Source organism: Salaquimonas pukyongi (genome assembly GCF_001953055.1).
Taxonomy (GTDB): Bacteria; Pseudomonadota; Alphaproteobacteria; order Rhizobiales; family Rhizobiaceae; genus Salaquimonas; species Salaquimonas pukyongi.
On the sequence record NZ_CP019044.1, the window covers coordinates 2,853,025 to 2,877,329 of the forward strand.

Sequence of the window (24,305 nt, forward strand, 5' to 3'; positions counted from 1 at the left end):
TCAACATGCCTGTCTCCTTCCCGATTTGCCTGCACCCATGGCCATTCCGCCATTTGCCGGAGCGCGCCGTGAGGGCAACCCCCTGTAACCGTTTGCGGGGTTCCGTTCATACGCTGCCTGTGAGTGCTGTCCGGATTGCCCTGGGCACATCCGTTAGGCCCTGTTTAGCAAACTATGCGTCACGTTGAAAACCGCCGCTTCGGGCATCAAGGTTCAACCGCAGGCAATAGGACAGTAATGCTGTCCTTTTTGCTGCTCTCACCTGCCAGAATCTGAGGCAAACCGCAAGGAAAACTTCACATGACACAAACCGTCACAGCGCCCAAACCCCAAGCAATGACCTAAGGTAAACCCCGCTGGAATAAGGGAAATTCTGTCACCGGAGATCGACCGTCACGCTGAAACCGCTTGCATATCATTTGCCAAGTCAATAGGTTTTCGTTGGGGCATGTAAGAACCCTTACAGACATGAAGGGAAGTACAAACCTGTAGTTCCGGGAAACGTACATGATCCCTGGCAATAATTGGCTTGTGATTGGAGTCCAGTCTCAAGGTGGTTTTTCTGCACGGCGTCAGCGCTGTCGCCCCCAGACTGACGAACCGGTTGGCAAACCTTCTTAGAAAGTGATCTGGCTCTGATGCCCGGCTCCGCCTTGGCGGAGCCGGGTTCCAATTCCCGCAATTGTTGCTCTATCCGTTTGCTTTTCTGCGCAAAACCCGGTTCAGCGTGCTGGACAGGCCATTCCCGCCATGTAACCAATTCCCGGTTACAGCAAGGGGAGAGCGACGTGTTTTTTGCCAGTGACAACTGGGCCGGAGCCGACAGCAGGATCAACCAGGCAATCGCAGACCACGGCAGTGGTTTCAAAAGCGGCTACAACAATGGCGAACTCGACCGCCAGGTTGAAGCACAACTGTCACGGATTTTCGAACGCGACGTTACGGTGTTCTTCGTTGCTACCGGCACGGCAGCCAATTCCATCGCCATCGCCAGTGTTTCAAAAGCAGGCGGTGTTACGTTCTGCCATGAGGATTCCCACCTCATCTCCGATGAATGCGGCGGGCCGGAGTTCTTTTCCGCCAGCCGCCTGTGCGCGGTATCAGGCGAGTTGGGGAAAATGAACCCTGATGTGTTGAAAACAGCCATCGGCCGGTACCCGGCTGATTTCGTTCACCACGGCAGGCCCAGTGCCGTCTCCATTACCCAGGCTACGGAAACCGGCACCGTCTACAGCGTCGAGGAAATCCGGCAGATCAGCGCAATAGCCAGAGAGCATGCACTGCCACTCCACATGGATGGTGCTCGTTTTGCCAATGCGCTGGTCAGCCTTAAAACCACACCGGCGGAAATGACATGGAAGGCGGGTGTCGACCTGTTGTCCTTTGGCGGCACCAAGAACGGCTGTTGGTGTGCGGAAGCGCTGATCTGCTTTGATTCCAGGCTTGCCGGAGAACTCGCATTCCACCACAAGCGGGCAGGCCAGCTTTTCTCAAAGAGTCGGTTTATTGCCGCACAATTCACTGGATATCTTGCAGGCGATCATTGGCTCGACATGGCGCGGCACGCCAATGCAATGACCGGGCGGCTCGCCGGGCACATAAAAAAAAGCCCCAATGCACGGCTGGCCTTCGCGCCCCAAGCCAATGAATCCTTCGTGGTTCTGAAAAAGGCGCAGGCAGAAGAACTGCGCAACAAGGGGGCGGTCTTCTTCGAATGGCGGCTCCCGCTCTCCCATCAGGACATGTTGCAGGATGACACGGAAGACCTTTACCGGCTGGTTACTTCCTTTGCCACCAGCCCGGAGGAGGTGGATGCATTCGGGGAAGTCCTGAACGGTTGAATTTTGGAAAAATCAGGAAACCGACTTGTCAGGCACGGCTGCGCCCGTGTCCCTGGATCTTGGTGTTGCGCGGGATTCATCAAGCTCCCGGCCGCCGGGGGCGAAGGCTGTGAACGCTGCCAGAACCTGTTCGCGCACCGCATCGCGTTCCTGCAGCATTTCATGCCGGGCACCCGATATCGTAAGGCAGGAGCCCGAACGCAATCGCCTGCAGAGCAACTCCGCAGCACGGTTGTCCACAACCTCGTCATTGCCGGCACAGATCACAAGGGTGGGAATGGTCACCTGGCTGTGAAACTCCGTTGACGAAACACGTTCCATGGCCCGTCCCGCTGCAAACAGCCAGGTTGCCGTCGGCCCACCGATTGTCAGGTCGCTGAACTCCCCGGCAAGCTTGGCATTGCGCTGAAACCGCTTCAGATCAGACGTCAACCGGTTGCCCTTGAAGGCGCGGTTTTCGTCCGGCCTTGGCCCACCGGCCAAGTAAAGGGTGCCCAGCCCGGTAACATGCAAGGTCCCGCAAAGCCATTTCAGCGTCCGCTTGGCAATCGGGATTGACCCGAAGCCCAGCAGTGGCGCCAACAGCACCATTCGGCGCAACCGGTTGCCCATATGCGGGGCTGCAAGCAGTGCCACCAGAGAACCGGTGGAATGGGCCAAAACATGAAACGGCCCACGGCAGTCGGGCAATGCTACCTCGGTCACAATGGTCTCAAGATCGATGACGTATTGGCCGAAATGTTCGACATAGCCCTTTCTTCGATCTTCGAGCAGCCGGTCCGATCCTCCCTGTCCCCGCCAGTCGAAAGTCAGAACATCATAGCCAAGCTTCCGCAAATCCCCTGTCGTCTCGTAGAGTTTTTCGATGTATTCAGCCCGGCCATGCAGCAAGAGCACCGTTCCCTTGCAGGGGGGCGCCGTCGTCCGCCAATGCGCGTAGCGCAGCCTGAAGCCGTCCTCGGTCACGGCAAAACCGCAGACCGGGTCGGGCGGAAGAGGGTTGTAGGGCGGGCTGGCAAGCTCCATCGGTGTTTTTCCATTAGGGCAACGGCCATGCCGTATGCAACGGTCGGGACAATCGGGTCTAGCTGTTGGCTTTTTCTACGGCAAGCCAGCGGTGTTTAACAGGCCGTACTTTTGTTCAAATCCGCCGATTTCGCCTGAAAATCCGGGCTTCACCGCCCCCTTGAAATTGGAAAACGAAATACCCAGATCAATCCTGCCGGCGCCAAACGGGCCGGTAAACCGCTTTCTGCCTGCCGCGCAACGGAGGCAGAAAGAACAACCATAACGCAAACGTCGCTTCAAGGAGGACAACCATGCGTAGTGTAGACTTTGCACCCCTTTATCGTTCCACGATCGGTTTCGACCGCCTGTTTTCGATGCTGGACAACATGTCGCCAGCCGAAAGCGCCCAGACCTATCCTCCCTATAACATCGAACGGACTGGCGAAAATGCTTACCGCATCTCCATGGCCGTTGCCGGTTTTGGGGAAGATGATCTGACCATCGAAGCCAAGGAGCACACCCTGACCGTAAAGGGTGAGCGCAGTGAGAGCGAAAGCAACGGAGGAAGCGAAGTCCTGTTTCAGGGCATCGCCTCACGTACCTTTGAACGCCGTTTCCAGCTTGCAGAGCATGTGGAAGTGAAGTCGGCCAACCTGGAAAACGGGTTGCTTCACATCGATCTCATCCGTGAGCTTCCGGAAGCCATGAAGCCGCGCCGCATTTCGATCAGCAAGGCAAACGGCAAGAACGGCAAGGTCAAGCAGATCGACGCCTGATCCTGCCCACTGGCAAGTGTAACCACAAACCGGACCCGCTTCTCACCCGAGAGGCGGGTTATTCCATCTTCGAATGCCGGTTTGCCCGTCAGAAAAAGCTATTCCTGGCGACCGTTACATGCGTTGCATCAGTTGGTTTTGGGTTCGCCGCCGGTCTCTGCACCCTGTTCCACGGCACCTTCCAAAGCCGGAGCTGGTTCATCAAGATAGGATTTGAGGCTGATCCCGCGAATATTTGCCAGCACCGGTTCGGGGGTTTCTCCCTTTGGCAGGCTGAACGACGGTTTGCCCCATGCAGAATCAATCCGCCCATCCTTCGGGCTCGTACCCAACCCTTTGGCAACCAGTTCGAAACTCGTGCTCTGGCGTGCATCGCTTGCCGTGAGGAACCCTTCGCCCCCCTCAAGCGCATTGGCGCCATCGGCCGCCGGGTTGCCAAGCGCGATCACCACGGTCTTGCCCGTACCGGCAGGGTCATACTGGTCCTGTTTAAAGCCATCGGGAAGGCCAACCGAGACGAGGGAACTGACCAGCGCGTCCTTGCCGAACCCGGTCATGCGCTTGATCGCCTTCTCGGTAAAAAAGGCGAGCTTCTCATAGCCGCTTGCCGTCATGTTAATGCCGTCGGAACGCCGTAGCGAAACGATCTGGCCGTTGATGTTGGGGCCTGAACGCACATAGCGTCCTTCTTCGTCCACAAAGCCCTGCCAGACATCCACAAAGGCGCCGCCCGCCGACTCGACCGCAGTCCGGTAGTATTCGTTGAACACCAGATAATCGGCGTTCATGCTGTTCTTGGAAACCGGCGGCAAACCGACCCATATCATCGGCAGGCGCTTGCTTCGCACCGCTTCAGCCAGCCCATCGACGCGCTGTTTGTACTCGGCTTTCCACGGATCACTGAGTTTCGCCAGGCGCCCGCCCTGGGTTCTCATCTGCTGGCGATCGTTCATGCCGACCAGCGTTACCACCACAATCGGCTTGGTTTCCTCGATGAGATCGCCGATAACCGATGGCCAGTTCTGAACATCGTCACGCACCAGGCCGGAAAGCGCCACGGATTTATCGACCGTAACCAGTCCTGGGTTTTCGGCAAACATCTGTTCAAGACCCAGCGCCAGCTGGCCTGCCATGAAGTCGCCAATGACAAGTACCTTGGCAGCATCCTCATTCTTCTCAACAACCTTTACGGCAGGCGCTGCAGCAGCGGTCTTCCTGGCAGTTTTTCTGCGCGTGGTGCGCGAAGCAGTGGTTGAACTGCTGTTTTTTTGCTTCACCTTTTTCTTTGCCTGTTTTGCCGCCCGTTTGGCCGCAGCGCGCTTCTTGCGCTCACGCTGCTGTTTCAGTGCCTTGCCGAAAAGCAGTTCAAACAGGTTTTTGCGCTTGCCCTTTGTCTGCTGGGCATAGGATTGGTCAACACCAAACGGCATTGACTCAGGCAGGGCAAACCCCGCCACGGCCACAACCAGAAACACAATGATGATACGGCGAACAGTTTTCATGCCGGTCCGGTTACCAAAAAGCACTGCAATGCCGCAATTCTAGAATATTGCAGGCTTCTATGGAACCGCTCTGCGGCGATTTGAAGACACTCAGCCCCGAACGGGCGCGCAATTCGCCGGCTGCGCGATCAGCTCTTTCGCAGGCGTTTCAGCAGTTTGCGCGACGGATTGCCGTCAGCCTTCATGCCGGCCCGCTCCTGGAATTCGCGGATTGCAGCCCGCGACCCCGAACCGATGTTTCCGTCAATCTCGCCGTCATAAAATCCCAGCCGCTTGAGATGTTTCTGCGCTTCGAAACGCTCATCATCGTTCAAGGGCACATAGCCGCGCGGCCATTGCTGGATAATCGGTCCGTATCCCGCAATGCGATCGGCCAGATGACCAACGGCAAGCGCATATTTGTCGGCGTTGTTATAGCGTTTCAGCACATAGAAATTGCGCATCATCAGGAATGCCGGCCCGTTCGTACCGCCAGGAAACTTCAAGACAGCCTTGGAACCGCGGTTTCTGAACGGGCGGCCATTGGCCCGTTTGACGCCCATTTTCTCAAAATCACGGATCTTGTAACCGTCCCGGCCGGCCAGTTTGGTGTTAAATCCCTTGGGAACAACCACCTCATACCCCCAGGTCTGACCATTCACCCAGCCGTTTTTTCGCAGCAAATTGGCTGCCGATGCCAGTGCATCGGGCGGCGAATTCCATACATCGCGCCGTCCGTCACCATCGATATCGACCGCCCAGGCCTGATAGCTGGTTGGAATGAACTGGGTGTGCCCCATGGCGCCTGCCCACGATCCCCTGAGCCCCTTGGCCGAAATATCGCCATTCTGGACAATCTTCAGGGCGGAGACCAATTGCGTGCGCGCATATTTTGAGCGGCGGCGATCCTTGTAGGCAAGCGTCGCCAGCGCCTGGCCAATATGATGGGTGGAGTTGGGACGGGTAAGGTAGTCGCCATAGATGGTCTCGATCGACCAGATCGCCAGAAGAATGTCGCGGTCGACACCAAAACGCTTTTCGATCACATCAAACCAGCGCTTGTATTTGCGGCGCAGACGCTGCCCTTCGGCAATGGTGAACTTGGTTACCCTTGCATCCAGATAATCCCAGACCTTGGAAGTAAATTCGGGCTGGTAATTGGCGCGCTCCAGCACCAGCGGGTCGATCTGGCGAACCCCCTCGAACACCGAATTATAGGTGTTGCGCGAAATGCCGTTTTTCGCCGCAACCGAATAAAAATCCGAAATCCACTTCCGGAAGCCGGCATCGGCGTAAGCTGTACCTGCCAGCATGGCGGACACGCCGGCCGCGGCGAGGCCGATTTTCAGTGTATTCATGAATTGCATGGCCTTGCCCATGGCTTGCTCCAGTTCGCAAAAAACACGAATCGCAAAGCTACCGCCTGCCTATTGAGACTTGGTTAACCAAGCGGCAGGGAGAAATTATGGCAATCAGCCTGTAGCCGCTCAGGCAACGCCGATTCTCAGCAGATCATGCATATGGACCAGGCCAACCGGCTTGTCGTCCTCGCAAACCACCAGGCTGGTGATGGCCCGTGCATTCAGTTCGGCAATGGCGCTGCTGGCCAGCGTGTCGGGCGTCACCTGAGCGGGATCGGCGGTCATGATATCACGCACCTTCAGCGTGTTGAGGGCCTGTGTCAGGTTTCGCCGAAGATCGCCATCGGTAACGATTCCGGCCAGCCTGCCCTCTTCATCAACGACGATCACACAGCCAAAGCGCTTCTGGGAAATCGTCGCAACGGCCTCTTCCATGCCGGTATCGGGGGTCGCAAGCGGCAGCGCATCGCCAGAATGCATGATTTCACGCACCATGGTAAGGCTTGCCCCCAGCGAGCCGCCCGGATGAAATGTCTTGAAATCCGACGACGTAAAACCCCGCCCTTCCAGCAGGGCGATGGCAAGCGCATCACCCAGGGCAAGCTGCAATACCGACGAAGTGGTGGGAGCCAGGCCGTGCGGACAGGCCTCTTCAAGTTTCGGCAGCGTCAGGCAGATATCGGCAACCCGGCCAAGCGCTGACTGTTCATTCCAGGTAACGGCAATCACCGGGATGGAAAACCGCTTCGCATACGCCAATACGCCTTTCAACTCGACGGTTTCCCCGGACCACGAAAGTGCCAGCACGGCATCGTTCCGTGTGATCATGCCGAGATCGCCATGGTTTGCTTCTGCCGCATGAACAAAATAGGCCGGTGTTCCGGTCGAAGAGAGCGTTGCTGCAATCTTCGCGCCGATATGCCCGCTTTTGCCAACACCGGTAACGATTACCCGCCCCTCAATCGCCCGTATGGCTTCCACCGCTTTCACGAATGCGGCCCCAAGCGGGCCTTCCAGCGATTGCGGCAGGGCGGCAAGCCCGTCAGAGAGAACGCGGAGCGTTCGCATCGCGGATGCAATATCGGAATTTTCTTCAGCAGCGTTCATCGGGTTGGCAACCATCATGTCGGACGGGCGGAAAGCCTGCGCTTTCTACCGGTTTTTGCCAGGCAGGGAAAGCGCACTTTGCCGCACAAAAGGCGCGGCTTGAAACCTTGCGTTAACCGTCGCCCTTTACGGTCTGGTAACGATTCCAATGCGGCCGGGATACCCATGAAATCCGACCTGCCAAATCTTCTGGCGGCACCTCGCCGGATACAGCCTGCCCGCCGCATGGCCGGGTGGCCGGTTTCCGGCGCCCTTTACCCCGGCGGATTGGCCGTCCTGGCGCTGGTTGCGAGTATCTCCCACGCCAGTGCACAGACCGCCATCACCCCGCGACAACAGCCGGACAGCATAACCAGCCCGGCATCCGCACCCATTCTGCTGAGGGGAACCACGGGCAGTGGCTCCCAGCAAACCGTTTTTTCAGGTTCACTCTCAACGTCCAGCGAAACTTCCGCCGATGGGCAGGAAACTTCCGGTTCCTCCTCTGATCTGGAAGGCGCGGAAGAAATACCGGCCCCCCGTCCCCGTCAGGAACAGGGGCGTGCACGGCGTGTTCAACCAGAGCCTGCCATTGTCGACCCTCTGGTCACGACGACATCAAGCAGCCGTTCCAACATTCGCCAGCCAAAAGAACAGGATGGCACCGGAGCCGTTACCCGGGATGATCCTTTCGAACCGCTCGGCTTGCGCATCGGCTCCTGGCGCGCCTTCGGCACGCTGGAGCAAACTGCCGGCTATTCAGACAACATCGATGGCGCGGCCGGCGGCGATGGAGGCGCGTTCTCCCGCACGGATGTCTCCCTCTCCCTGCAATCGGACTGGGCACGCCACGCTGCCCGCATCGACGCCGATGGTACCGTGCAGCAAAACCACGATGGCAGCGATGAAATCATTCCCGAAGCCAGCCTTTCCGGCGAACTGACTCTGGACCTGGTCGATGGCTGGCAGACCAATACGCGTCTTGCCTATGAATATGACACCGAATCAGCTTCCAGCACCGCAATCACCGCTCCTGCCGCGTCACGCACCGGATTTCACACCACCACCGCGACTGCCTCCATAAGCCGTACAGACCGCAAACTGCAGTTTTCCCTGCGTGGCCTTGCCCAGCGCAGTGACCATGAACGCATCGAGCTGGAAGACGGCAGCACCGCCTCGCAGGATGATCGCAACAACACGCTGTACACCGCAACCGCACGGGCAGGATATGAGGCTACCCCGGCACTCACACCCTTTGTCGAGGTGGAAGGCGGCATTCGCCGTTACGATGAGGAAGTGGATCGCAATGGCGATGACCGCAACAGCACCATCCTTGCTGCACGCGGCGGGGTGGAACTGGATATCGGTGAAAAACTGACCGGCGAAGTAAGCGCAGGCTATCGCGTTGAGGATTACGCGGACCCGGACCTTGCCAATCTGGAAGCACTCACGCTGGATGGCAGCCTTTCCTGGTCTCCCTACCGCGACACGACAGTATCCCTGTCGGCAAACACCTCTTTCTCGGGGGCTACCACCGCCGGCGACAACGGCTCGGTGATCCGCGGCGCCAACATTGAGATCGAGCGCCGCGCCAATGATCGCCTCACCCTTACCGCCAATGGGGGCGTGCAGCACACCGCACCGGACAATGGCGATGCAACGCAGACCTTGTGGACGGCCGGTGCAGGTTTCAGCTATTGGCTAAACCGCTTTATCGCTATTACCGGTTCGGTAGAACACACCAACCAGCAGAGCGAGAGTTCGTCCCTTACATATGAGGCCACCGCCGTGCGCGCCGGTATCCGCCTGCAGCGCTGAGCCAATACAAGGTTCAACTGCCCGCCGGTTTGATGGCGTCGAGCAATTGGCGCAGTTCCGGCCCAAGCGACGCTGCCATGTTGCGGTCCCACATGGCGTAGGCCAGATTGGCCTTGATAAAACCTTCCTTGGAACCGCAGTCAAAGGTTCGCCCGGTAAAGGTGAAACCGTGAAAATCCTGGCTTTGTGCCAGCGTGAGCATGGCATCGGTCAGCTGGATTTCCCCGCCCGCACCCGATGCCTGATTTTCCAGAATGGAGAATATCTCGGGCTGAAGAATATAGCGGCCATTGATGAACAGGTTGGAGGGAGCACTGCCCTGGGGCGGTTTTTCCACCATGCCGGTAATCTTGAACCCGCCGGCGACCGCATCACCCTTTTCCACAACGCCGTATTTGTGGGTCTCCTCCCACGCCACTTCCTCGGTGGATATGATGTTGCCGCCGGTTTCCCGGTAGACTTCCATCATCCGGCTCATACAGCCGCGTTCATCCTGCATGATCATGTCCGGCAACAGCAGGGCAAACGGTTCATCACCGACAATATCGCGGGCACACCACACAGCATGTCCCAGACCGAGCGGCGCCTGCTGGCGGGTAAAACTTGTCTGTCCCGGCTGGGGCAATGCGGCAGCCAGAACATCCAGCGCATCTTTCTTGCCCCGTTCCCGCAGCGTGTGTTCGAGTTCAACCTGCAGGTCGAAGTGATCCTCAATCACTCCCTTGTTGCGCCCGGTAACGAAGACAAAATGTTCAATTCCCGCTTCGCGCGCCTCATCCACCACATACTGGATGACCGGCTTGTCCACGACTGTCAGCATCTCTTTGGGTACCGCTTTCGTCGCAGGCAGAAACCGTGTTCCAAGGCCTGCCACCGGAAAAACCGCCTTGCGGACGGGTTTTGGAGTGTGGGTCATCGCATATCCTGTCGTTGCGTAACGTACCGGTTTTGCCGGAATTCCTTAACGTTTTCCTAATGCGCTTGCTCTAATTGGCGCGGTACAATTCGCAGAGCTCTAAACCTTTCACGCTATCTTCTCCCATAAAGCTGAAACAAACCGTCAACGGGAAGGTTGTAGCATGTCAGTTCTGGTCACCGGCGGAGCCGGTTATATCGGCAGTCACATGGTATGGGAACTGCTCGACCATGGTGAAGACGTCGTGGTTCTCGACAATCTGACAACCGGCTTTGATTGGGCGGTTCCAGACCGTGCCAAGCTGGTCGTGGGCAATGTGGGAAACATCGATCTCGTCGACAAGGTAATTCGCGACCATGACGTGGAAGCGGTCATTCATTTTGCCGGTTCGGTCGTTGTGCCCGAATCGATGGAAAACCCGCTCAAATATTACGACAACAATACCGCCAACTCCCGCAACCTGCTGGAAGCGGTGGTGAAGAACGGCATCGACAAGTTCATCTTTTCCTCCACTGCCGCGGTATACGGCGAACCGCTGACCACCGGGCCGATCCGCGAGGATGCCATGCTCAACCCGATGTCGCCTTACGGATCCTCCAAGCTGATGACGGAGATCATGGTGCGCGACACCGCGCTGGTCAGTAATCTTCGCTATGTCATGCTGCGTTATTTCAACGTTGCCGGCTGTGACCCCATGCAGCGCACGGGCCAGGCCACCAAGGGCGCAACCCATCTTATCAAAATCGCATGTGAAACGGCCCTGGGCCGTCACCCGTCAATGTCGATCTACGGTGATGATTACGACACGCCCGACGGCACCTGTATTCGCGACTTCATCCATGTCAGCGATCTGGTGAACGCCCACTACGCCGCACTGAACTTTCTTCGTCAGGGCGGGCTCAAGTTCACCGCCAATTGCGGCTATTCGAAAGGCTATTCGGTCAAACAGGTAGTCGATGCGGTCAAACGCATCAGCGGCAATGATTTTCCAGTGGTCTACGAAGATAGACGGCCGGGCGACATTCCATCGCTGACGGCAAACGCCCACCGGCTGATGTCGCGGCTTTCCTGGAAACCTGCCCATGACGATCTCGACAAGATCATCTCCGATGCGCTCGCCTGGGAAAACGCGCTGGACAGCCGCCGCAAATCTGCCTGAGGTCTATTTCCCGGCAGCTTCCACTTCCAGTGTTTCAGCATTAGCGCCAACCACCTTCACTTTTGCCCCCTGCGGCAGATCGGGGCCGGTGACGCGCCAGGTGGTGTCGCCGATCTTGGCCCGTCCGCGCCCGCCGGCGATCGGCTGGGTCAGTACCGCCATGGAACCGACAAGCTGCTTTCCACGCTCATTAAGATCGGGCGCTTCGCTTCGGTCCCAGTCCTTGCGGCGCATCAGCGAACGGCCTGCAAAGGCGAAAACCAGCGACAGGATGGCAAAAGCCATCAACTGAACCTGCCATGCCCAGAAGCCGGCTTCAGGACCAACGATGAGACTGACGGCACCGACTGCGAAGGCTGCAAGCCCAAGCCACAGGAAAAACGTGCCAGGCGCCAGCACTTCAATCCCTATCAGGATCGCGCCCAGAACCCACCACGACCAGCCGCCAAGATCACGGACCAGTTCAACAATCATTCCGTGGCTCCCTCATCACCGGAGCCCCAGGGCTGGACCGGCTGCGAAGTCTTCTCTGCCGGGTTGGCCGCACTCACGGTGCTTTGCTTGCCCCTTGCAGGCTTGGTGCTTCCACCGCCTTCACTGCCGCCATTGCCGAAAACCTCCTTGGAGATTTCGCCGATGCCGCCAAGCGCACCCAACAGGCTGGATGCTTCCATCGGCAGCATCAGAACCTTCTGGTTGCCGGCGGTGGCAATATTGCCGAGCGCCTCCACATATTTCTGGGCAACAAAGTAGTTGATTGCCTGAACATCCCCCTTGGCGATGGCTTCAGACACCATTGTGGTTGCCTTTGCCTCGGCTTCGGCAAGCCGTTCACGCGCCTCGGCTTCGCGAAATGCCGCTTCCTTTTCGCCTTCGGCCTTGAGGATTTGCGACTGCTTTTCGCCTTCCGCCTGCAAAATCTCCGACTGGCGCAGGCCTTCCGCGTCGAGAATGTTGGCCCGCTTGTCGCGTTCAGCCTTCATCTGCCGGCCCATCGCCTGGACAATATCATCCGGCGGGTTGATGTCCTTGATCTCGATGCGGGTCATCTTCACACCCCAGGGAGATGCCGCTTCATCGACCACCCGCAGCAACCGTTCATTGATCTCGTCCCGCTTGGAGAGAAGTTCGTCGAGGTCCATGGAGCCCATGACCGAGCGGATATTGGTCATCGTCAGGTTTAGAATGGCATTCTCAAGCCCGCGCACCTCATAGGCCGCGCGAGCCGCATCAAGCACCTGATAGAAGGCAACCCCGTCTGCGCTGACGGTGGCGTTGTCCCGGGTAATGACCTCCTGGGTCGGCACGTCGAGCACCTGCTCCATCATGTTCATTTTTGCCCCGACCCGGTCGACAACGGGAACAATGAGATTGAGGCCGGGCTTCAGCGTGCGCACGAAACGCCCAAAACGCTCCACGGTGTAGTTGTAGCCCTGTGGCACCTGCTTTACGCCGGCAATCAGAATGATGATGAGGACGATGGCAGCGGCAATCACCCACAGGTCAAAACCCAACAGTTCCGGCATGTAAATTCCTCCGATGGTGCGGGCCTTGTTATGAAATCAAAAGGCACCGCAGGACAAAAGCTTATGCTCCATATATAGGATTTTCGCCCGGTCTTTACAAAGAAAACCGGGCGGCGGAGCCAGCCTTCGCCAGGACGGTCAGCCTGGCTCAAATCCAGCCGGACAGCTCACGCCGTACCATCGTCTCCAGGACTTTCATGCCTCCCGCACTGTCGTTGAGACAGGGAATATGCGTGAAGTTTACCCCGCCATTTTCGTGGAAGATCTCCTCTCCCTCTCCGGCAATCTCTTCCAGCGTTTCCAGACAGTCCGCCACGAAGCCCGGATTGAATACGGCAAGGTTTTTCACACCTTCCTTTGCCAGGTGTCCGATGGTTTCATCCGTATAAGGCTGCAGCCATTCCTCCGGACCGAATCGTGACTGGAAACAGGTTAGCAGGCGCCCTTCCTTCCAGCCCAGCCGCTCGGCAAGCAGACGGGAAGTCTTCTGGCAATGGCAGTGATAGGGATCACCCTTGTTGAAATAACTGACCGGAATGCCGTGATAGGATGCAATGACCTTTTCCGGCTCAAAGCCGAGCTTGGCCAGATGCTGTTCGATGGAAACCGCCAGCGCATCGATATAGACGGGATCATCGTGATAAGGCGGTACGGTCCGCACTGCCGGCATCCAGCGCTGCTGCATCAGATATTCGAATGCCTTGTCGTTGACCGTTGCCGTGGTCGCGGCGCTGTATTGGGGATAGAGCGGAAACACAACAATGCGCTCGCAACCCTGCGCCCGCAGAGCTTCCAGCCGCGAAGCGATCGACGGATTGCCGTATCGCATGCCCCAATCGACAATGACTTCCTCATGTTTTGCAAGCATTGCTGCCAGCTTCTCGCTTTGCGACCGGGTTATGGTGCGCAGTGGCGATTCATCGAGTTCCCGGTTCCAGATCGTTTCATAGGCTGCACCGGACTTCTTCGGCCGCGTATTGAGCACAATTCCGTACAGGACCGGATACCACAGCAGTTTGGGCCATTCGATCACCCGCGCATCGGTAAGGAACTCTTCCAGATATTTGCGCATGTTCTTCTTGTCATGGCCATCGGGCGTACCGAGATTGACCAGCAATACACCAACCTTGCCGGTTTTGACGGGTGGATGATTTTCAGGAAGCGGACCCAGCCGGCGATAGCCGCCAGCAGCTTTGTCGCCTGCTTTCCCGCTTTTGAGGGAAGCGTTCATGAACCGGAAACCTCTGCAGTCAGTCTGGAATGGTTCTAGGGTTCCGCCCGAAAACGTCAAGCAGCCAGGGACACTCCACAGCAATATCCGTCAGAAGTTGAGCGAAATATCCCGGTGGTCGGCGCTGCAGCTGGCAACAAACAGGGCAACATCCCTGGGCATGCGATCCTGGACACGAGCGCCGATCGTATTGCGGATTGTTGCGTCATATGTTTCCAGATCTGGCAGGACGGAACCCGCCTTCTCACGCCACGCCTTCTGCTCTTCATAAAGGTCGATTGCATTCGCCATGGCGGTTGCAGCCTTGTCAGGATCAGGCGTTTTGGCTTCCAGCGCACGGCGGGCCTTGGAAACCTCGGAGCGTATCTTCGAGGCGCCTTCCACTTCGCCAAACTCGTCAGCCAGCACGTCGATCTCCGCTGCCAGGGATTCGGCATCCTCATTGCCAATACGGCCAGCTTGCGTCCGCAGCCCGTCTTCAAGCTCCAGGAAGCGCGCACTGCCCTTCAGCGTGGCGACAACCTCGGAAATTTCGCCATAGGCGGAATCGGAGTTGCGGCGGTAGGTGTTCAGCGCCTTCTCCTCCGCTTTCACCAGATCATTGTACGTCTTGAATGTGCTGTCCCATTCGGCGGGAATTTGTGCCTGCAGGCCTTCCTTCTCGGCCTCGAGTTTTTCGATTTCGGCAAGCCGCTTTTCACGCGCTTCAGCATTGGCGTCACCAGGCAGCCGGTTCACATCTGCTCTCAGCTCGGCGATATGCGAATCAATGCCCCGCATGACGGTTTGCAGATCGCGCACCTTGGTATGAAGGACCCGGTATTGCGGCGAGGCATCATTGATCGCCTGCCGGGCAGTTTGTGCTTCACCCAGCAGGGCCTGGGCGTTGGACGCCTTGTCCACGCCTTCGGCAAAGCTGCTGGCCAGGTCACCCGGCAGGAAGGAAAGATCAATGTTGCGCGCTGTTTCATGAGCCGCCTGCAATTGCGTGCCATTGGCGGCAAATTGTTCTGCCACGTATTCTTCCAGGCAATATTGCAGCTTCGGATTGCGCGGCGGCGGTGCCGTCTCCGACAAAAGCGAAACCCGGTTTGGCAGGTAGTTCACCATTTGCGGGTATAGCCCAACAATGAACAGCGCCAGCAACTGCAGCAGGATGAAGGCAACAACGCCCTTGTACATCTGGATCGTCTTGACCACCGCAGGCGCCACGCCACGCAGATAGAACAGGGCAAACCCGAATGGCGGTGTAAGGAAAGAGGTTTGGATGTTGAGACCGATCATCACGCCGAGCCACACCGCCGTTACGTTGGCTGAGGGGTCGGCAAGCAAAATGGGCGCAACGATCGGCACGACCACCACTGCGATCTCGATGAAGTCCAGGAAAAAGCCGAGTACGAAAATCACTGCCATGACGATGATGAACTTCGCCCAGAACCCGCCCGGCAGCGAATTGAGGAAATCGCGCACCAGGTCTTCTCCGCCAAAGGCGCGGAAGGCGGCCGTAAGCATCGCTGCACCAAGCAGAATGACGAATACCAGCGCGGTCGTCTTGGCGGTCTCCAGCATGATGCCGTTGAGCGTTTCTTCGACCCGCATGGTCCGCCATCCGCTCCATATCAACGCCGCTGAAAGGATGATTGTACCCAGGATGCCGAGCTGAATGCCGATCCAGTCATGGGTGTTGTCAATCGATTTCAGGTTCATCTCGAAGTTTGAAATAGCAAAGGCAAGAATGCCGAGACCGATCAGTGAAAGGATGGCCGGAACGAAGGTCCAGCGGCCGTAGTCGCCAAGCCGGTAGCCGGCCATGACCATGGCTCCGGCAGCGCCAATGGCGCCTGCCTGATTGACGGTGGCGATGCCGGCGATGATCGATCCCAGAACCAGAAAGATCAGCGTCAAGGGCGGCACCAGGGTCAAAAAAACCTTCCGCCAGAAGGCGAAGTCGAACTTGCCGGCATAGTGAACGGCAGGTGCCGCCGTAGGCCGCAACAGGGCATAGACCAGAATGTAGATCATGTAGAGCAGCACCAGCAGCAGACCCGGCACGAACGCTCCCAGGAACATCTCGCCAGCGCTGGTGGATACGACATCGAAAGCCGATGGCATGGTCAGTTCGCCGGTCGTATCCTTGTAAAGCGCCTTGCGGGCAGTGCTTGCCTGATCAACCGCCGAAGCCAGCTGGTCTGCCAGGATGATCAGCACGATCGAGGGTGGAATGATCTGCCCCAGCGTTCCGGAGGCCGCGATCGTTCCGGTCGCCAGCGAAGGCGAATACTTGTTGCGCAGCATGGCCGGAAGCGAAATCAGGCCCATGGCGACAACGGTCGCGCCGACAATGCCGGTCGTGGCAGCAAGCAGTGCCCCGACAAAAACAACGGAGATTCCCAGCCCGCCAGGGACCGGGCCGAAAAGCTGCGCCATGGTGACAAGCAGGTCCTCAGCAATCTTCGAACGCTGCAGCGTGATCCCCATGAAAATGAACAGTGGAATGGCGATCAGCGTATCGCGTTCAACCTCCCAATAGACCCCTCGCAGGTTGGTAACCCCTGCAGACAGCCATTGCTGCGGTCCGCCGCTATGGAAGAAGGCATCGGTATTGCCGGCAAACAGCCAGCCGCTGACGGCAGCGGCAAAGATCGTGATGATCGCAGCGCCCGGCAGCGCGAAGGCGACAGGATAGCCGGACCCAAGGGCCGCCGCCATGATCAGGATCAGCAGTGCGAGAAAATACAGTTCCATGATCCTGCCCCCTAATGCGCCGCAGACGTATCGACGTCACGGTGACCGGGTTCGCCCCGCTTGTCGGCCACTGCATCGAAGAAATAGCTGACAAACTGGATCAGCATCGTAATGCCGAAAAGGGCAATGAAAGCGGCCATCTGGTATTTGGTAAACATGCCGAAGGGGCCAGCCTGGGATACTTCGAAATTCATCACCGGCGCATTCACAATGGATTGCTTGCCGTTGAAACTGATCCCCACAATGACCCAGCAGGTGGTAATGCCCAGAAGAATGGTGCCAATGGCGTTGATGACGCCTTTTTTGCTTCGCTGGAAGGAGGCATAGAGAATGTCGACACGCACATGCCCCTCGTCAAACAGCGTGTAGGCGGATGCAAACAGGAACAACGCTGCATACCAATAGCGAACCAGATCGCCCATCAGGGCCTGTTCATAGGAGAAGACGAACCGTGAAATCACGATCAGCAGTTCAGCGACAACGATCAGCAGGGCCAGCCAGACAAAACCCAGTGTCCGGGTAAAATAGGCAATGATAAAGCCGAGCACGATCAGGGGCATGTGAATCCAGGTACCAATCCAGTTTGCGCGGGCCAGATTGCGCGCTGCGGCTTCCCCCATCAGCGGCTCGATAAACGACTCGACCCGCATGAAGGAAAGCGTGGCATCCACCACGCCGACCAGAAACACCGACCAGTAAAGCGCGCGGATGAAATAGACGTTGAAGGAATGAATGAGATGCGCCTCATAGCGCAACGACCGGCGCGGATACGCCATGACAAGGGCAACGGCTGCCGCAATACCGAGGAGGCAGATGGCAACCTGCAACCACGCGGCAGCGCTGGCAGCTTCACCGAAAGCTGCGAAAACTCCGGGATAATCGTACCCGACATCCAATACGTTGTTGATCAGAAACGCCACCAGCAGGCCCAGCATCGACCAGCCGAATATACGGCTGAGGAAAGCCCTGTCGCCTTCCTTTTCAATAGCGTTCTGCAGATGGTTTGCTTGCTGTTCTTCGTTGCCCGTCATCAACCTTCCCTGCCGGTTTCCGGCAGCCCCTCCCAAGGCCGCAATACAGGAAAAGAGCGGAACCGAAGTCCCGCTCTTATTTGCTGTTACGGTTTCCCGTACAATTAACCGATGCCAAGCACGCGGTTGCGCTGGTTCACGAACTGTCCCTCGAACAGCGCGATACCGGTGCCGATTTCGCGCAGTTTCGCCTGCGCGGCATCATCGACTTCAGCAGCCAGCGGCGAGTGGTCGCGCGTTTCGGCAAACACTTCCGAAGCCGCTTCCCCGAAGGCATCCCAGACGTCTTCGTTGAACGAACGCACTTCGATACCCTGCTCGTCGACCAGTTTCTTCAGGTATTCACCGTTGAGCGCCATGTTCTCGAAATAAGCGTTGGTGTTTTCCTCAAGCGCCGCCGCCGTGATGCAGGAACGCTCCCAGTCGCTCAGGCTGCTCCACCACGACTTGTTCGAAGTCAGCGAAAGTGCAGAACCCGGCTCGTGCATGCCGCCGGTATAGTAGTATTTTGCGGCTTCATAGAACTTCATGAAGTAGTCATTGTATGGACCAACCCACTCCGTTGCATCGATCGTACCGGAAACGAGGTTCTCGTAAATCTGGCCGCCGGGCACCGAAATGGTGGAAGCGCCGAGTTTTGCCATGACCTGGCCGCCAAGGCCCGGAATACGCATCTTCAGACCCTTCAGGTCGTCGGCGGAGTTGATTTCCTTGTTGAACCAGCCACCGGCCTGGGTGCCGGTATTGCCGGCCGGAAGCGGCTGCAGGCCGAACTGGTCCTGAACCTTTTCCCAAAGCGCCATGCCGCCGCCATAAAGAACCCAGGCATTCCACTCGGCAAAGGTCATGCCGAAAGGAACAGCCGTGAAATAGGCCAGGGCAGGATGCTTGCCGGTCCAGTAATAGTCGGCGCCGATATAGGCCTGCGAGTTGCCGGAGGCCACTTCGTCGAAGACATCCAGCGCGCCAACACGCTCACCGGCAGCAAAATACTGGGTGGTGATTGCGCCCTGGGTCAGTTCCGTGATGCGCTCTGCAAGGCGCTGTGCGGAAATTCCCAGACCGGGAAAGTCGCGCGGCCATGTGGAAACGATGACCATTTCCTTCTTGCTCTGCGCCACTGCGGGTGCAGCTAGTGTCGATGCTGCCGCACCACCACCGACCAAACCGGCTTTCTTGATAAACGAACGACGATCCATATAGTTTTCCTCCTTGGATACTTGCGGGAATAAAAAATTCGTGCCCGACCGGACCCGGGCTTGTCGCTTCCTCCCGAACCGGCCCGCGTGGCTTGCAATACAGTACAAATTCTTGGGCGGTGCAAGTGCCGCACGGCTTTCCGGCAAAAGAAATGCCGCCATCGGCGGTTTTGCTGCCTGTCAAACAGGCACCTTGCCTGATTGTTGTGCAATTAGGTGAAACAGCTGCCCGTAGGGCCTTCTCCATCACGCATAAAGCGCTGCAGCCAGAAGTGTCAGCCCCATGACAAAGATCAGCGCAGCGCCGCCAATTTCAATTGCCCGGTAGATACCATCGCGCATTTTACTGGCGGAACTCAGCCGCAAGGCGGCATTTTTGGCAGTGACCGCGATTACCGCAATTGCCGAAACGGTGATCGCCGTGCCCATCGCCATGGCGAAAGCTGAAAGAATGCCGGCGAGATACAACCCGTTGAGAAAGGAAAACGTCAACACGATCAGTGCACCGGTACATGGCCGCAAGCCAACCGCAAACACCGCAGTCCACGCTTCCTTCAGGCCCATGTCTCCTCCAAGCATGGAGGGGGCAGGCATATGAGCATGGCCACATTGCGGGCAGGCATGATCGTGATCATGATCGTTGTGATGACTGTGGTGATGGGCGCCAGCACCGTTGTGGCCGTGAGCATGGTGGCGAGTATGCGGTGCGCCTTTGCCGGCTGCGGCAGCTGCAACCGGTTGTACCTGCTGCCGCGCAAATACCTTGCGCCACAACAGCCAGGTGCCCAGCAGCATCACGCCTGCATAGCTGGCAATTTCGAGGTTGCGCGCAAGGTCTGCCTGCCGAAGGCCCAGCCCGCGCAGAAACAGCACAATCGAGCCGATGGCCGCGATGGCCACCAGCGCCTGCATGGCGGAGGAGGCAAAGGACAGCATAACACCCCGGCGCAGCTGAACCTCGTTTGCCACCATGTAGGATGAAATCACCACCTTGCCATGCCCCGGCCCGGCAGCGTGAAGGATGCCATAGGCAAAACTCAGCCCGATGAGAACCCACATGCCCCCATCACCCGAACGGATAACCTTCAGCGCCTCGGTCATGGCCTTGTAGAAGGCTTTCTGCTGCTGCTGGATCCAGAACAGAATGCCCGCGAACGGCCCTTGCGGCTTGATCGCCTGTTCCGCCTGCCCCACTCCCAGGGAGTTCTGGGCGCTTGCCGTCTCCGGCAGCATTATTGTGGCAGCCAGCGCCAGCATTGCCAGCAACATCAGAGCAGGAAGGCGGCGCGGCGGTGTCAGGCAGGGCAACTGAATTCCACCCATGTCAGGTAATCTTCGCTGGCATCGATCTTTTCATCGGGGCCTGCGGTGAACAGGTCGGCAAGGCGATCGGCATCGCGGGCATAAAGTGCATCCCAATCCGGCACGACGATTTGGGAGGTGCAGGACTTTCCGTTGCCTGACACAATGACCGCCGTGGGGTCCGGCAGTTCCACCGCCACATAATAGGTAGGGTCGGACACCGCCACCTTGAAGCCTTCTGCGCCCATCGGTTGCGGTTCGGTCAGTTCCATTGCCATGATCATCATCAGCTGGCCGTTCTTGTAGTCGACGATGTAGGGTTCCGGCTCGAAAAAATCGATGACTTTGCTGCCGCTGCGTATCTCGGTGTAGAAATTGTATTCAGCCAGCGAGATCCTGGTCTCTTTGCCGATGGTCTCAAGTTCTTCCGGATCAAGCTCGCCATTGCCATTGTCGTCAAAGTCGAGCACCAGCGAGGAAGAAAAAATCTCGTCGAACCGCCACACATGGCGGATTTCGGTCGCTTCGCCCTTTTCGTTGCGCACCACTTCCAGATTGGCCTCGATCCAAACATGGGGATGCGCCGCGCCGGGCATTCCCGAAGAAAGTAAAAGACTTGCAGCCAGCCCTGCGATCAGGGTTGATCTAACCGTCAACGGTCCGGTCTGTTGCAGCAGAGGAGTGCTCATTATCATCACCTCGCCCGTTCAGCGTTCCTTTTTGAACCAGGCATCCATGAAGTCGACAAACACACGCACCTTGGCTGAAATGTGACGCCTGTCGGGATAGACCACATAGAAAGCAGAACCTTCCGGAACGAAATCCTCCAGGATCGACACCAGGCTTCCATCCGCCAGTTCGTCCTTAACACAAAACTCCGGCACCATCGTCACCCCCAGACCGGCCAGTGCCGCCCGTTTGCACACCTCCGGATCGTTGACATCCATCACCGACCGCACGGTCTGTGTAAACGCAGTGCCGTTTTCATCGACAAAGGGCCAGGTGTTACGGCCGCGCCAATTGGTGTCGATGATGTTGGGCCAGTCCGCAATCTGCGAAGGGTGATCGGGTACGCCATGTTTTTTCAGAAAAGCCGGGGTGGCGCAAAACAGCAACCGGTTGCCCATCAGCTTCTTGGCGATGAGGGAAGAGTCGGCCAGAACGCCCACCCGGATCGCCACATCAAACCGTTCTTCCACAAGATCGGTTACCCGGTCATCCAGCGAGACGATCATTCGGACCGCCGGATAAGCCTTGGCAAATTCAACCAGCGGCAGCATTGATTCGACGGCGCCAAGCGAACGTGGCGCGGTAATGCGAAGCGTGCCGTCCACCTCCCCATCGTCATCCCGCACGTTTTCCCGCGCGTCTTCGATCTGCCTGAGGATTTCCAGGCACGAACGGTAGTATTTCTCACCGGACTCGGTCAGCGAAAACTGCCGCGTGGTACGGTTGATGAGCAGAACGCCCAGGTCATCTTCCAGCTCACGCACATATTTGGACAGCAGGGCCTTGGATCTGCCCATCTTGCGGGCGGCAGCGGAATACCCCTCGCTTTCTACAACCTCGATATAGGCCTTCATGCGGGTTATTGTGTCCACTTTTTCCTCATGCGCTTTACGGAAATACCGCCAGAACTTTGGGGCATGCACCCAGGCTAGCTGCCTGCCTTTTGCCTGCCAAGATCAATAATCCCGGCTTCCCCCGCCTCGCTGCCAAAGGCAAGCCGGTTGCCATTGTCATCCCAGTTGAGCGCAGAGACGGCGCCCTTGCCACTGCGCTTCAACACCGCTTCCTTGCCATCGCCAATGCGCACTGCCGCCACCATGCCGTCTTCATAGCCGATGGCAACGACCTCTTCCTGCGGGTGGCAGGCAACGCGCGTCACAAGCAGATTGCCCATCGAGCCCAGTTCCTTCGGCGCCTTGCCCATCGGACCGTCCTTGCCGGAAAACGGCCAGGTGATTGCTGCCGGCGCACCGGAGGTCGCAAGCCATTTCCCCTTTACCGACCAGGAAAGCGAATGCACCTTTGCCGGATAGCCCGTCATGCGCATGTGCCTGCCGTCACCGAGCCGCCAGCCATGCAGCGCGTTTTCCTGCATCTGCGAGACCACGTAACGCCCGTCGGGAGAAAATATAACCCCGTATGCGCGCCCTTCCATTCAAGAAACTGCGTAGCGCCGGCCGTGTTGATCCAGAAAAGTTCCACCCCGCCATAACGGGCAATGGCAAGCCGCATCCCTTTGGGTGCAAAGGCAATCCCTTCAATGCTGCGCTCACAGGCGATTTCCCTGCTTTGCGTGTCCTTGAGCGTATCTGTAAGCACGGTGGCCGACTTGCCTGCAGCCCAGGCAATGGCACCGCCGGGGCCCGCTGCCAGACGGTCGATCCACTTGCCCTTGTTTTCGCTCAAGGTCGAAAGCCTGCCCTCACCGTCAATACTGCAGACCTTGCCGTCTTCACCACCGGTGAGCAGCCTGTCTGCTGCAACGCTTGAACAAGCTGCCAGCAGGCCTTCATGAACTTCAATAACCCGATGGCGATCCGACAGCACATGCACCGTGCCGCCTGCTCCGGCAAACACAGGGTTATCGCCGACAAACCCCGCCCACTCCACATGGCCAAGGTTTTCCGGGTCGGTTTCGAGCGGGGCAACGGTAGGCATGATGTCAAAGGTCACCCGGCACAGGCTGCAAACGTGCGTTCCAGCTTTTCACGGTCGAGGTTTCGCCCGATAAAGACAATACGGCTTCGGCGTGTTTCGTCATGCTTCCAGGCACGCTGATGATCGCCCTCGATGATCATGTGAATGCCCTGCACCACATAGCGTTCAGGGTCGTCCTTGAAGGCGACAATGCCCTTGAGACGGAGAATATCCGGCCCATCAGACTGGGTGATGGCCTGTATCCATGGAAAAAACTTTTGCGGATCGACTTCCCCGGCTGACAGCGACACCGTGCCGATGGTGGTATCATGAATTTTCTCATCCAGCCCGCCATGCCCGTGCTGATGCCCGTGTTCATGCCCGCGCTGATGATCGTGCTTGTGATCGTGGCCGTGATGATGCCCATCATGGTCATGCCCATGGTGATCATGATCGCAGTCCGGCCCGCAAACGTGACTGTCGTCGAATTCGAGAAACTGCGGATCGCTTTCGATGACACGGGCCAGATCGAAACGGCCCTGTTCGAGAATTTCCTTGAGTGCCACATTGGCCCGGCTGGTGCGGAAAATCCGGGCCGAAGGGTTGATCTGGCGTATCACCGATTCAACTTTCGCCAACTCGTCTTCTGCCACCAGATCGGTCTTGTTGAGCAGCACGATATCGGCAAACGCGATCTGGTCTTCAGCTTCCGGGCTGTCCTTCAGACGCATCGGGAGGTGCTTGGCATCGGCAAACGCAATCACTGAATCCAGCCGCGACTTGGCGCGCACCTCGTCATCCATGAAAAAGGTCTGGGCAACGGGCGCCGGGTCGGCAAGCCCCGTGGTTTCGACAATAACGGCATCGAACCGGCCTGGCCGCTTCATCAGGTTCTGCACGACACGGATGAGATCGCCGCGCACCGTGCAGCAGATACAGCCATTGTTCATTTCGTAGATTTCCTCATCGGTTTCCACGATGAGATCATTGTCGATGCCGATCTCTCCAAATTCGTTGACGATCACCGCATATTTGCGTCCGTGATCCTCCGTCAGGATGCGGTTGAGCAAGGTTGTCTTTCCCGCACCCAGATAGCCGGTGAGAACGGTCACGGGAATCTGCCGGCTGGCCTCTGCCGTATCAGGCATTTCTGTCTCCAAACGCTGTTTGCTGCTCCCG

19 protein-coding genes and 1 pseudogene are annotated in these 24,305 nt (G+C 57.8%); 4 read left to right on the plus strand and 16 right to left on the minus strand.

The genetic code is table 11. The features are described 5' to 3' along the window. The first annotated feature begins 788 nt into the window (after positions 1-788). Positions 789-1,841, plus strand: a complete 1,053-nt coding sequence (locus BVL55_RS13715) for a threonine aldolase family protein (protein WP_075997375.1) — start codon at positions 789-791, stop codon at positions 1,839-1,841. A gap of 12 nt (positions 1,842-1,853) precedes the next feature. Here BVL55_RS13715 and BVL55_RS13720 read toward each other — a convergent pair whose 3' ends face one another. After that, entirely contained in the window at positions 1,854-2,867 is a 1,014-nt protein-coding gene (locus BVL55_RS13720) for an alpha/beta fold hydrolase (protein WP_075997376.1), read from the minus strand. Between the two features lie 293 nt (positions 2,868-3,160). Between BVL55_RS13720 and BVL55_RS13730 the strand changes: the two genes are divergently transcribed. Further along, positions 3,161-3,625, plus strand: a complete 465-nt coding sequence (locus tag BVL55_RS13730; RefSeq protein ID WP_075997378.1) for an Hsp20 family protein — start codon at positions 3,161-3,163, stop codon at positions 3,623-3,625. 128 nt (positions 3,626-3,753) lie between these two features. Here the strand turns inward: BVL55_RS13730 and BVL55_RS13735 are convergent, their stop codons facing one another. The 3 genes from BVL55_RS13735 to BVL55_RS13745 form a co-directional block, all read right to left on the minus strand. Then, positions 3,754-5,127, minus strand: a complete 1,374-nt coding sequence (locus BVL55_RS13735) for an SGNH/GDSL hydrolase family protein (protein ID WP_075997379.1) — start codon at positions 5,125-5,127, stop codon at positions 3,754-3,756. 128 nt (positions 5,128-5,255) lie between these two features. Next, positions 5,256-6,485, minus strand: a complete 1,230-nt coding sequence (locus BVL55_RS13740) for a lytic murein transglycosylase (RefSeq protein WP_075997380.1) — start codon at positions 6,483-6,485, stop codon at positions 5,256-5,258. Between the two features lie 108 nt (positions 6,486-6,593). Then, complete coding sequence (locus BVL55_RS13745; RefSeq protein ID WP_156892557.1) at positions 6,594-7,574, minus strand: KpsF/GutQ family sugar-phosphate isomerase; 981 nt, start codon at positions 7,572-7,574, stop codon at positions 6,594-6,596. Positions 7,575-7,739: 165 nt separating this feature from the next. Here BVL55_RS13745 and BVL55_RS13750 point away from each other — a divergent pair, with 165 nt between their 5' ends. Beyond that, positions 7,740-9,371 (plus strand): outer membrane beta-barrel protein, encoded by a 1,632-nt coding sequence (locus tag BVL55_RS13750; protein ID WP_075997382.1) that lies wholly within the window; start codon positions 7,740-7,742, stop codon positions 9,369-9,371. A gap of 13 nt (positions 9,372-9,384) precedes the next feature. Here BVL55_RS13750 and galU read toward each other — a convergent pair whose 3' ends face one another. Next, positions 9,385-10,287: a UTP--glucose-1-phosphate uridylyltransferase GalU gene (gene galU / locus BVL55_RS13755; RefSeq protein ID WP_075997383.1), complete on the minus strand. Its 903-nt coding sequence runs from the start codon at positions 10,285-10,287 to the stop codon at positions 9,385-9,387. Between the two features lie 163 nt (positions 10,288-10,450). Here galU and galE point away from each other — a divergent pair, with 163 nt between their 5' ends. Then, positions 10,451-11,446, plus strand: coding sequence for a UDP-glucose 4-epimerase GalE (galE, locus tag BVL55_RS13760; RefSeq protein ID WP_075997384.1), 996 nt, complete (start codon positions 10,451-10,453; stop codon positions 11,444-11,446). A 3-nt stretch (positions 11,447-11,449) separates the two neighbouring features. Here galE and BVL55_RS13765 read toward each other — a convergent pair whose 3' ends face one another. The 11 genes and pseudogenes from BVL55_RS13765 to BVL55_RS13815 all read right to left on the minus strand — a co-directional run bounded on the left by BVL55_RS13765 (position 11,450) and on the right by BVL55_RS13815 (position 24,274). Continuing rightward, the gene (locus BVL55_RS13765) at positions 11,450-11,920 is read right to left on the minus strand and encodes an NfeD family protein (protein ID WP_075997385.1); all 471 of its coding nucleotides are present in this window, start codon (positions 11,918-11,920) and stop codon (positions 11,450-11,452) included. Then, the gene (locus BVL55_RS13770; RefSeq protein ID WP_075997386.1) at positions 11,917-12,972 is read right to left on the minus strand and encodes an SPFH domain-containing protein; all 1,056 of its coding nucleotides are present in this window, start codon (positions 12,970-12,972) and stop codon (positions 11,917-11,919) included. Before BVL55_RS13770 ends, BVL55_RS13765 begins: the two co-directional genes overlap by 4 nt. A 148-nt stretch (positions 12,973-13,120) precedes the next feature. Further along, complete coding sequence (gene hemH, locus BVL55_RS13775; RefSeq protein WP_075997387.1) at positions 13,121-14,203, minus strand: ferrochelatase; 1,083 nt, start codon at positions 14,201-14,203, stop codon at positions 13,121-13,123. Between the two features lie 90 nt (positions 14,204-14,293). Continuing rightward, positions 14,294-16,948, minus strand: a complete 2,655-nt coding sequence (locus tag BVL55_RS13780) for an SLC13 family permease (RefSeq protein ID WP_075997388.1) — start codon at positions 16,946-16,948, stop codon at positions 14,294-14,296. An 11-nt stretch (positions 16,949-16,959) separates the two neighbouring features. Continuing rightward, positions 16,960-17,979: a TRAP transporter small permease subunit gene (locus BVL55_RS13785; protein WP_075997389.1), complete on the minus strand. Its 1,020-nt coding sequence runs from the start codon at positions 17,977-17,979 to the stop codon at positions 16,960-16,962. A gap of 104 nt (positions 17,980-18,083) precedes the next feature. After that, positions 18,084-19,178 carry a TRAP transporter substrate-binding protein gene (locus tag BVL55_RS13790; RefSeq protein WP_075997390.1) on the minus strand — a complete coding sequence of 365 codons (1,095 nt, stop codon included), beginning with the start codon at positions 19,176-19,178 and terminating at the stop codon, positions 18,084-18,086. Between the two features lie 246 nt (positions 19,179-19,424). Then, positions 19,425-20,501, minus strand: coding sequence for a nickel/cobalt transporter (locus BVL55_RS13795; protein WP_075997391.1), 1,077 nt, complete (start codon positions 20,499-20,501; stop codon positions 19,425-19,427). Next, positions 20,474-21,169, minus strand: coding sequence for a DUF1007 family protein (locus BVL55_RS13800; RefSeq protein WP_075997392.1), 696 nt, complete (start codon positions 21,167-21,169; stop codon positions 20,474-20,476). Before BVL55_RS13800 ends, BVL55_RS13795 begins: the two co-directional genes overlap by 28 nt. A gap of 18 nt (positions 21,170-21,187) precedes the next feature. Next, entirely contained in the window at positions 21,188-22,081 is an 894-nt protein-coding gene (locus BVL55_RS13805; protein WP_075998171.1) for a LysR family transcriptional regulator, read from the minus strand. 56 nt (positions 22,082-22,137) lie between these two features. Further along, a pseudogene (locus BVL55_RS13810) lies at positions 22,138-23,147 on the minus strand (WD40 repeat domain-containing protein). A gap of 11 nt (positions 23,148-23,158) precedes the next feature. After that, on the minus strand, positions 23,159-24,274 hold the full coding sequence (locus BVL55_RS13815; RefSeq protein ID WP_075997393.1) for a CobW family GTP-binding protein: 1,116 nt from the start codon (positions 24,272-24,274) through the stop codon (positions 23,159-23,161). Positions 24,275-24,305 lie beyond the last annotated feature (31 nt).